Origin of the sequence: Wohlfahrtiimonas larvae, from assembly GCF_002006755.1 — a bacterium.
Taxonomy (GTDB): Bacteria; Pseudomonadota; Gammaproteobacteria; order Cardiobacteriales; family Wohlfahrtiimonadaceae; genus Wohlfahrtiimonas; species Wohlfahrtiimonas larvae.
The window spans coordinates 1-9,572 of the sequence record NZ_MVDO01000217.1; the positions used below are offsets into that span (position 1 = coordinate 1).

Genomic DNA, 9,572 nt, shown 5'->3' on the forward strand with positions numbered 1-9,572 from the left:
CTATAGCAGCAGTGGCGAGCGATAATGGTGGCGATAAAAATACAACATATCCTGAGGTTCCTACAGAACAATCAATTACACCAACAGTGACAGTAACAGGTTATGAGGACAATGTTGGCAAGATCGTGGGTAACGTTAAATCAGGCGAAGCAACAGATGATAATAAACCTGTGATCAGTGGTACAGCAACGAATGCTAAGACTGTTGAAGTGACGATTACGGATGCTGAAGGTCAAGTGTTGACTAAAACAGCAACTGTTGAAGACGGTAAATGGTCATTACCTGAATTAACTGAAGTTTTGGCAGATGGTAAAGTGACGATCACAGCTGTTGCGAAAGATGCGTTGGGTCGTCCAGTGACATCGAACACATATGAAGTGACAGTGGACACAAAAGTGGATGCAGGCAAACCTGAAATCGTGACAGATTTAGATGGTGACAGCACAATCACCACAACGGTTGATCCTGAGGATGTGACAAAAGTTGAAGTGATTGATCCTACGACAAAACAACCGATCCCAGGTTTAGTAGTGAAAGGTCCGGATGATAAAGGTCAAGTCATCATCACAGGTAAAGTGCCAACAGATGTAATGCCTGAGTTGAAAGTGACGGATAACGTTGGTAATGAGAAACAAGTACCGATTGTAGATCAAACACCGAAAGCAACCGTTGAAGTCACAGGTTATGATGATAACGAAGGTTCAATCCAAGGTAACGTTGAATCAGGCAAAGCGACAGATGACAACACACCAGTGATCAGTGGTACAGCGACGAATGCTAAGACTGTTGAAGTGACGATTACGGATGCTGAAGGTCAAGTGTTGACTAAAACAGCAACTGTTGAAGACGGTAAATGGTCATTACCTGAATTAACTGAAGTTTTGGCAGATGGTAAAGTGACGATCACAGCTGTTGCGAAAGATGCGTTGGGTCGTCCAGTGACATCGAACACATATGAAGTGACAGTGGACACAAAAGTGGATGCAGGCAAACCTGAAATCGTGACAGATTTAGATGGTGACAGCACAATCACCACAACGGTTGATCCTGAGGATGTGACAAAAGTTGAAGTGATTGATCCTACGACAAAACAACCGATCCCAGGTTTAGTAGTGAAAGGTCCGGATGATAAAGGTCAAGTCATCATCACAGGTAAAGTGCCAACAGATGTAATGCCTGAGTTGAAAGTGACGGATAACGTTGGTAATGAGAAACAAGTACCGATTGTAGATCAAACACCGAAAGCAACCGTTGAAGTCACAGGTTATGATGATAACGAAGGTTCAATCCAAGGTAACGTTGAATCAGGCAAAGCGACAGATGACAACACACCAGTGATCAGTGGTACAGCGACGAATGCTAAGACTGTTGAAGTGACGATTACGGATGCTGAAGGTCAAGTGTTGACTAAAACAGCAACTGTTGAAGACGGTAAATGGTCATTACCTGAATTAACTGAAGTTTTGGCAGATGGTAAAGTGACAATCACAGCTGTTGCGAAAGATGCGTTGGGTCGTCCAGTGACATCGAACACATATGAAGTGATAGTGGACACGAAAGTGGATGCAGGCAAACCTGAAATCGTGACAGATTTAGATGGTGACAGCACAATCACCACAACGGTTGATCCTAAGGATGTGACAAAAGTTGAGATTGTGGATAAAGATGGTAATCCTATTTTAGATGTTAAGACAGGTGAACCGTTAGTAGGCAAGCCAGATCCAATCACTGGTGAAGTTAAGATAGAAGGTAAGATTCCAAAAGGTATTGAACCTGAATTAAAAGTGACGGATCATGTAGGTAATGAAGGTAAAACTTCGATTGTAGATAAAACACCTACTTATACTCTTCTTGTGGAAGGCAATGGTGATGATACCATTACAGGGCCAGATGATAGCAATAATGTTTTGATTGGTGATCAAGGCGGTTTACATACTAATTTTGTTGCAGGGCAGGATCATAATGTTGCGGTTGTATTAGATGTATCCGGTAGTATTGTGGGGGACTGATTTATTTGGCAGAGGATTTGCAAAAGAAAAAAGCCCAAAGCATTCGATAGCAATGGGCAATCTCACAGATTTCTGCCTGAAATTCTCTTTGTCATAAAATGATTTATTTTAATAAGTTTTTGCAAAAAGTTTGGCAGAGTTTAATCAGTCTTTAATCACTGTTTAAACATGTTTAATTCTTACGATATCTAAACAAGGTTCCTGGTTCTGTATGAACAACAGCACCAATTACTTCAAAATCATCTGGTGGCATCTTCATATCGATTTGGAATGGTCGATAAACAGGATTCGCACTAGATATCTCTATAATTGAATTTGGGAGCTTCTGAGCTCTTTTAACAAGCAAATCACCATCAATTCTAAGAACATAAATGCCATCAGATAATGTTTTATTTGCCGTATCTACTAACATCACATCCCTATCATCAATAACACCTGTCATTGAATCACCTTTAGCAGTCAACGCAATAAGGTCTTTAGGGTTAACTTCTAAATATTTCTTAATCCAATAAGTTCTATATGCCATTGAGAATAGGTAGCTTTCCTCATTGATGGCACAGCCATGCCCAGCACTGGCACTAACATTATATCTAGGGATAAAGGTAAACTCGTTTAAATCAACCTGATTGCCAGCATTATCATATACCGCGATTACTGGGGTATTTTGATCAACAACATCGTCAATAGACCCATTGCCTGTTGCAAGCCATTCAACACTAACATTGTTGTGTTTCGCTAATTTCAATAATACAGGTAGTGTTGGATTACCACCTTTTAATAGCCTTTGTATTCCTGAAATAGAAATGCCTGCACTTTCAGCTAACGATGTAACTGTATCATGCCTAGAAGCTAAATAATTTAATCGCCGAGTAAACCCTTCACTACTTAATTCATCACTTGAAAGTTCAGAGTTTAAACTTTCAAGTTTTTCATCAACTTTAAAGTTTGTCATATTCACACCTAATAATAATATAATTCAATCAATTACATCATTTAAGTTGAATTGCCTCAGCAATTTAACTTTAAAGTTTAAATATATCTCAACTTTAAAGTTGACAATATAAACTTTAGAGTTATTATAGTTCATAACAGTTAAACAAATTAATAACTCAAATGAGGTAAGAGATGATCATACATGCAAATCATTGTTCTGTCCAAGATATGCATCCAGAGGATATTAAAGCTGCTATTAAAAAGGCAGGATTTACAATGACAAGCCTAGCAAAAATGCATGGCATCAAGTATGGCAGTACTTTAAATCAAGTATTTCACAATCCTAATTACCCTAAAGCAGAACGTATTATTTCTGATGCTATTGGTCTTTCAGTTGAAGAGATATGGCCATTAAGAAGTCAACAACGAAATAATAAAAACTCTAAAGTTTAAAGTGGTGCCTTTATGGAACTAAAGACTTTTTACTCAACTATTGAACTCAAAAGATTAAACATTGTTGGATTGCCAACAACAGTTCAAGGAATAATGTTGAGAGCAGAAAATGAAAAATGGTCATCTCGTCCACGCAAAGGCCGTGGTGGTGGTTTGGAATACGAAGTGGCATCCATGCCAGTTGAGATCCAGCAAGCAATTCGTGAACACGTTCTCGCATCATTAGTCATCGAACCGCGTCGTGAAGTTGCTACAGCTTCTAATGAGTTGGTATTACACGAAACTCAAAAGCTCGATAACTTGAATGACAAGCAACGTGAGATCGCAGATGCTCGTTTAGCAATCTTGCATCACATTGCAAAAATGGAACAAGTGACAACTCGTCAGAAAGCGATTCGTACATTGATCTCAAGTGCTAAAAATAAAACATTGGATGAGTCATTGTTGCAGTTGGTTTATATAGCCAATGCACGTGCTAATTCTGATCGTATTGTGTCTGAACGCACGATTATGCGTTGGATTGCAGATGCAGCTAAATGTGACACAGCCGCAGAACGATTACAAGCATTAGCACCTGCGGTACGTGTTGAAAAACAGCCTGAAGAATTGCCTTGGTTAGGTGCATTCTTGAAAGTGTATCAGCGCCCAAATCGTATCAGTGTTGCTGAGGCTTATGATGAATTCAAAGCAATCTGTAAACGCAATAACATTGATTATCCGAGTGTTCACAAAGTGCGCCGTGCATTAGAGAAAATGTCTAAGTTGGATGTATCTCGTGGCCGTGTGACAGGTTCAGAGCGCAAAGCAATGTTGCCATACGTGAAGCGTGATTGGGGCGTTTTGGGTGCAAATGCTGTATGGGTGGGCGATGGTACAAGTTTGAAAGCTAAAGTGCGTCATCCTTTGCATGGCCGTCCATTCACACCTGAATTAACCATGATCATTGATGCATCTAGCCGTTATATCGTGGGTTGGTCAGTATCATTGGCTGAAAACACATTAGCAGTTGCAGATGCCTTCAGAAATGGTGTTGAGAACCACGGCTTACCATTGATCTACTACTCGGATAATGGTGCTGGCCAAACAGCTAATCTTTTGGATGCTGATATCACAGGTATGTTTGCACGTTTAGGTGTGGATCATCAAACAGGTATCGCAGGCAATCCGCAAGGCCGTGGTGTGATTGAACGCTTAAACAAAACATTGGCACACAAAGTGGCGCGTCAATTCCCAACTTGTTTCACTAAGGATTCAGATAGAGAGGCTGTGCGTAAAACTTTAGTGTTACTCAACAGCGCTGCTAATGCTGAATATCAAGGTAAAGAATTGATACCACAGCAAGCCAAAGCATTGAGCGGTTTGCCTTCTTGGGCGCAATTCATTGATGTATGTGAGCAAGCGATCACTGAATACAACAATGAACATATTCATCGTGAATTAGGTATGACACCAAGTGAAGCACGCCAACAACAGTTAGCTGAAACGGATATCACATTCTTAAATGCTGAAGAGTTACGTGATTTATTCAGACCGCAAGAAATTCGCAAAGTACAACGTGGCTTGGTTTCTCTCTTCAATAACGATTATTTCAGCATGGATTTAGCGGATCACGATGGCGATGAAGTTCGTGTGAGCTTTGATATTCACAATGCAAACAGCGTGATCGTTCGCGCGATGGATGGCACATACATCTGTGATGCGCAATTTGATGGCAACAAACGCGCAGCATTCCCTGTGGCATATGTGGATAAATTGCGTGATGACCGTAGAAATAGCCGCTTACGTTTAGCACAAGCGAAAATTGCAGAGATCGAAGCGGAACACAAAGGCGTTGTGATTGATGTGAATCCTAACTTTGCATCCCTATTTGATGAGCCACCTGTTGCCATTGAGCAGCCTAAAAACACGATCTTCTTTTATGAAAGTGAGAAAGAAGAATTTGACAGAAAACAATTGAAACAAGCGGAGTAATCATGATCGAACTATTAAAAACTCACATGGATGAGCACAACCTCACTCAACGCCAAGTGGCTGATCAATTAGAAGTATCGCCTGCGCAAGTGAACCAATATTTAAAAGGTGCTTATGCTGGTGATGTGCCAAAGCTAGAGATCAAAATCAAGCAATTGATCGAACGCAAGCGTGAAAAAATATTGGATAAAAGCAATTTTAGTTATGTGGAAACACCTAAATCTAAGAAAGCAATGGATATGATCCGTTATGCCCATGTTGAGGATGACATCGTATTGATCACAGGCGGTGCAGGTTTAGGCAAAACACAAACCTTGAAAGAATATGCACGCAGAAATGTGGATGTGATCTTGATTGAAACTGAGCCAAGTTATACCCCTAAAGTTTTATTGAAAGAGTTGTGTCAAAAGTTAGGCGTAGATGATCGTGGTTCACTGCACACCATGACTGAAGTGATTGTCACTAAATTAAAAGTATCCAAACGTTTGATCATGATCGATGAAGCTGAGTTATTGCCTTACAAAGCATTGGAAACATTGCGCCGCATCCATGACAAGGCGGAAGTTGGTTTGGTGTTGGCAGGCTTACCGCGTTTATTGATGAACTTAAAAGGTAAACGCAGCCAGCACGTACAGCTCTATTCTCGTGTGGGCTTCCACTACACATTGGGTGACAAGTTGGATGAACAAGACATTTACGCACTTGCAACTTCAACCCTTGGCACAGAAGAGTTCAACGAAACATTATTCAAGGCCTGCGGTGCAAATGCTCGTCGCCTGAACAAGTTATTACGCGGTGCTATTCGCTTATCCAAAATCAATAAATGCAAGATCAACGAAGAGATGATCCAGCAATTCGCAACCATGTTAATTCACTAATAAGGAGTGATTTATGAAATCGTCAACAGCTCACAACCTCGCCAATTGCTTCTATTCAGAAACTAAAGAAGTATTGGAAAAACTCAAGCAGTTCTATTTGGATAAGGCTGAACAAGCCACAGATCAATTGATTAAACAGTTTTGGAACACAAAAGCATTTGCTTGCAACATCGCATTATTAACCAAAAAGGATAAGTAGTCATGGCAACAATCAAAGAGAAGTTTGTGGAATTTCTGATATCTGTCGATAAATCATCTAATAAAGAAGATATTGAAGAATTATTAAATTGTTATCTATCCTCCATCTCAGGTTGTTTTGATGGTTTAAGTATCAATCAAGCAGCAATGGGTCTAGGTGATGGTAGAGCTCTAGTGGTAACACTTATGTCTAATGACGAATTTGTTAATAGCAAGGAGAAAGACAATGGCTAAGAAACGTATTAAAGCAGCCGCAACTGTGTATGTACCACAGTCAAAAGAAGAAGTACAAAACGATATCCGTGAGATTGGCGATATCAGTCGTAAAAATGAGCGTTTAGAAACTGAAATGAACGACCGTATTGCAGAAATTACTAACGAATATGCACCTAAGTTTGAAGTAAACAAAGTGCGATTAGAGCTTTTAACTAAAGGCGTTCAAAGTTGGTGTGAAGCGAATCGTGATGACTTGACTAATTCAGGCAAAGTTAAGAGTGCCAACTTGGTCACAGGCAAAGTTGAATGGCGTCAACGCCCACCAAGTATCTCAGTGAAAGGTATGGATGCTGTGATTGAGTGGTTACAAGACAGCAAATATCAGCGCTTTTTACGCACTAAAGTGGAAGTGAACAAAGAAGCAATGCTCAACGAACCTGAAGATGCCAAAACGATTCCTGGCATCACCATCAAATCAGGCATTGAAGATTTTGCCATTACCCCATTTGAACAAGAAGCAGGCGTTTAGTTGAAGGAGCGCATGATGAAAAAGCTAACTCAAGCAGAAATTGAAGTTATTCGCAAAAAGAAGATCGCACAAATTAAGATCGCTCAAAGTCAATTGAGTCTTGAAGATGATGTTTATCGTGCGCTTCTCACTCGTGTGACTGGTAAAAGTAGTGCTGCAAAATTGAACCTAAAAGAGTTGGATCAAGTGATTGATGAATTAGTGAAACAAGGCTTTGTTGTGAAGTCCAATACAAAGCAACGCAAACCAAAACCAAGAAAAGAACTCACAGCCATGATCAGTAAAATCGAAGCATTGTTGTTAGATAACAATCTACCTTGGAACTATGCCCATGCTATCGCTAAACGTCAATTTGGTGTCGATAAGCTTGAATGGTTAACGTATGAACAATGTCACTCTGTTGTGGCTGCATTGCAGATCTACGCAGATCGACAAAAGAAAAAGAAGGAGGCGTAATGGATTACGATCAATTAGCAGATTATGAAGCTTATCTGCCTGAAACCGCCAAGAACATTTTAGATGTGATTGGTATTGTCGACACAATCAAACTGGTGCGCAAATATGGTGGCAATCCATTATTGATTCCTAAAGTTCGTCATTGTGGTAATGCCATCAGTTATTTAGTGGATGTGATTGGTGAAGCTTCCGCATTTAAATTGATTGAGCATTTCCGTGGTGAGCGTTTGTATTTACCTCGTTGTGATTATGCTTTGCGTAAATTGCGTAATGATCAATTTGTTCAAGCAGTGAATGATTATGTGATTGAGCATAAAGCATCACAAGACCAAGCACTGTTTGCATTATGTCCACAATTTGGGATCACATATCGCAGTGCTTTTTACATCATGAAGAACAACAAAGTTGAGAAGAAATTAGCGCAAGTTGTTCAAGATCGTTTGTTCTGAGGTGATTATGCATTTTGAATGTGAAGTTTGTGGCAAAGCACATGAAACAGAAGAAGCACTCAAAAATTGTTGTCAGATTGATTTAATGGAAGCCATCGCATCATTGGTTGAATTGGAGAGAGAAAAATATGAAATGTGTCACACGCCAGGATAAAGCATTTAGAAGAAGCTTAAATGATATCTGCCACATTATGCCTGCGATTCGCTCCATTTATATGCAAGTGGATCGGATAGAGTTTCATGACAAAGGCATTCTGTTTTTTGATCAAAACGGCAAGAAATTGAGTTCAATCAGCCGAGCAACTTTTCAACAAGAACATCAAGCTTATAACGCAATCTTTAATCCTGAAGCCCATCAACTGCTGTAAGCCATAGAATTTTTTTAGACTACCTCGTAATAGCAATGATTACGAGGTTTTTTTATGGCTGTCAAAACGTATCCCCCACAATTTCTGTTTTATATTCAGATCATCATCGACAATATCGAAGGTGGTTTCAGTGATCACAAAGCCGATACAGGTGGCAAAACCATGCACGGCATCACCGAGCGCTTAGCCCGTACACATGGTTATAAAGGCGATATGAAACACCTTTCAATGGATGAAGCCATTGATATCTATTACGAAGAGTTTTGGAAAGGCAAAGTTTCTAACCACATTAAACATCACTTAGCTTTCCACTTGTTCGATTGCTCCATCAATAGCGGTTACAGTCGCGCTGTCAAAATCCTGCAAGAAGCATTGGGCTTAAAAGCCGATGGTTTATTAGGTGTAGATACCGTCAATGCCATCAGCCAACACACAGAAAAAGAGATCATTTATCTCTTTGGCATCAATCGCATGTATTTCTATTCCACTCTTGCCAATTATTCAACATTTGGCAAAGGCTGGCGCAATCGCTTATTAAAACTATCCAATTTGGATTGGGAATTGGAGGCTGAAAAATATGAATAATATCATCAAAACCATTGGGCTGATCTTTGTCATCACGTTAGTGGCTGCATGCAAACCAACTGCACCAACGCAAGAAGCTATTCCAAACGAATGTATTGGTTGGAAGCCTGAAATAGCGCTCAAAACTGACTCCAAAGCAGTCATGATGGAAAAACTCGAACGCAACACAAGAATGCAACGTATTTGTCAGTAGTTATTTTTATTAATTAAGGAGATGTTATGAATAAAGGTAAAGAAATAATCGGAACATTTAATAGTGAAAATTCAAGTCACATAGATTTGATTAAAAAAAAAGCAGCGGAGCTTGTTGATTTGATTGAAGAGCATGGTAAAGACGGTCGACGTAAAGCCATTGCAATTACAGGTATTGAGCAAGCAACAATGATGGCAGTTAAATCCACATTTGAAAATCATTAAATTATTAAGCTATCTCTTGTAAAGGAGGTAGCTAATCTCAAAGGTGAATAATGAAAATCCTAAAAGAAATTCTATCGAATGATGATGGTCGCTATAGCACCACTAACTTT

15 protein-coding genes are annotated in these 9,572 nt (G+C 39.7%); 14 read left to right on the forward strand and 1 reads right to left on the reverse strand.

The genetic code is table 11. The annotated features are described in order from the left end of the window. On the forward strand, positions 1 to 2,009 hold a 2,009-nt coding region (locus BZK14_RS13370; RefSeq protein WP_171973713.1), incomplete at its 5' end, for an Ig-like domain-containing protein. 172 nt (positions 2,010 to 2,181) lie between these two features. On the opposite strand, the gene BZK14_RS11240 is transcribed toward BZK14_RS13370, so the two are convergent. Further along, complete coding sequence (locus tag BZK14_RS11240) at positions 2,182 to 2,961, reverse strand: XRE family transcriptional regulator (RefSeq protein ID WP_077926568.1); 780 nt, start codon at positions 2,959 to 2,961, stop codon at positions 2,182 to 2,184. Between the two features lie 173 nt (positions 2,962 to 3,134). Between BZK14_RS11240 and BZK14_RS11245 the strand changes: the two genes are divergently transcribed. The 13 genes from BZK14_RS11245 to BZK14_RS11295 are packed head-to-tail and all read left to right on the forward strand — an operon-like array spanning position 3,135 to position 9,462. Next, complete coding sequence (locus BZK14_RS11245; protein ID WP_077926569.1) at positions 3,135 to 3,395, forward strand: helix-turn-helix domain-containing protein; 261 nt, start codon at positions 3,135 to 3,137, stop codon at positions 3,393 to 3,395. 12 nt (positions 3,396 to 3,407) lie between these two features. Continuing rightward, entirely contained in the window at positions 3,408 to 5,366 is a 1,959-nt protein-coding gene (locus BZK14_RS11250) for a Mu transposase C-terminal domain-containing protein (protein ID WP_077926570.1), read from the forward strand. 2 nt (positions 5,367 to 5,368) lie between these two features. Continuing rightward, on the forward strand, positions 5,369 to 6,244 hold the full coding sequence (locus BZK14_RS11255; protein WP_077926571.1) for an AAA family ATPase: 876 nt from the start codon (positions 5,369 to 5,371) through the stop codon (positions 6,242 to 6,244). Between the two features lie 13 nt (positions 6,245 to 6,257). Further along, positions 6,258 to 6,443, forward strand: coding sequence for a hypothetical protein (locus BZK14_RS11260; protein ID WP_077926572.1), 186 nt, complete (start codon positions 6,258 to 6,260; stop codon positions 6,441 to 6,443). 2 nt (positions 6,444 to 6,445) lie between these two features. After that, the gene (locus BZK14_RS11265) at positions 6,446 to 6,676 is read left to right on the forward strand and encodes a hypothetical protein (RefSeq protein ID WP_077926573.1); all 231 of its coding nucleotides are present in this window, start codon (positions 6,446 to 6,448) and stop codon (positions 6,674 to 6,676) included. Next, positions 6,669 to 7,187 (forward strand): host-nuclease inhibitor Gam family protein, encoded by a 519-nt coding sequence (locus BZK14_RS11270; protein ID WP_077926574.1) that lies wholly within the window; start codon positions 6,669 to 6,671, stop codon positions 7,185 to 7,187. Before BZK14_RS11265 ends, BZK14_RS11270 begins: the two co-directional genes overlap by 8 nt. A gap of 12 nt (positions 7,188 to 7,199) precedes the next feature. Next, the gene (locus tag BZK14_RS11275) at positions 7,200 to 7,643 is read left to right on the forward strand and encodes a gp16 family protein (RefSeq protein ID WP_245831333.1); all 444 of its coding nucleotides are present in this window, start codon (positions 7,200 to 7,202) and stop codon (positions 7,641 to 7,643) included. Next, positions 7,643 to 8,092, forward strand: a complete 450-nt coding sequence (locus tag BZK14_RS11280) for a hypothetical protein (RefSeq protein WP_077926575.1) — start codon at positions 7,643 to 7,645, stop codon at positions 8,090 to 8,092. The genes BZK14_RS11275 and BZK14_RS11280 overlap by 1 nt, the downstream gene beginning before the upstream one ends. A 7-nt stretch (positions 8,093 to 8,099) precedes the next feature. Further along, a complete protein-coding gene (locus BZK14_RS13375; RefSeq protein ID WP_171973714.1) occupies positions 8,100 to 8,246 on the forward strand; it encodes a hypothetical protein in 147 nt (48 codons plus the stop codon). After that, a complete protein-coding gene (locus BZK14_RS13130; protein ID WP_143691462.1) occupies positions 8,221 to 8,460 on the forward strand; it encodes a hypothetical protein in 240 nt (79 codons plus the stop codon). Before BZK14_RS13375 ends, BZK14_RS13130 begins: the two co-directional genes overlap by 26 nt. 54 nt (positions 8,461 to 8,514) lie before the next feature. Then, complete coding sequence (locus tag BZK14_RS11285) at positions 8,515 to 9,045, forward strand: glycoside hydrolase family 108 protein (RefSeq protein ID WP_077926576.1); 531 nt, start codon at positions 8,515 to 8,517, stop codon at positions 9,043 to 9,045. Further along, positions 9,038 to 9,238, forward strand: a complete 201-nt coding sequence (locus tag BZK14_RS11290) for a hypothetical protein (protein WP_077926577.1) — start codon at positions 9,038 to 9,040, stop codon at positions 9,236 to 9,238. The genes BZK14_RS11285 and BZK14_RS11290 overlap by 8 nt, the downstream gene beginning before the upstream one ends. A gap of 26 nt (positions 9,239 to 9,264) precedes the next feature. After that, positions 9,265 to 9,462 (forward strand): Acb2/Tad1 domain-containing protein, encoded by a 198-nt coding sequence (locus BZK14_RS11295; protein ID WP_077926578.1) that lies wholly within the window; start codon positions 9,265 to 9,267, stop codon positions 9,460 to 9,462. The last annotated feature ends 110 nt before the right edge of the window (positions 9,463 to 9,572 follow it).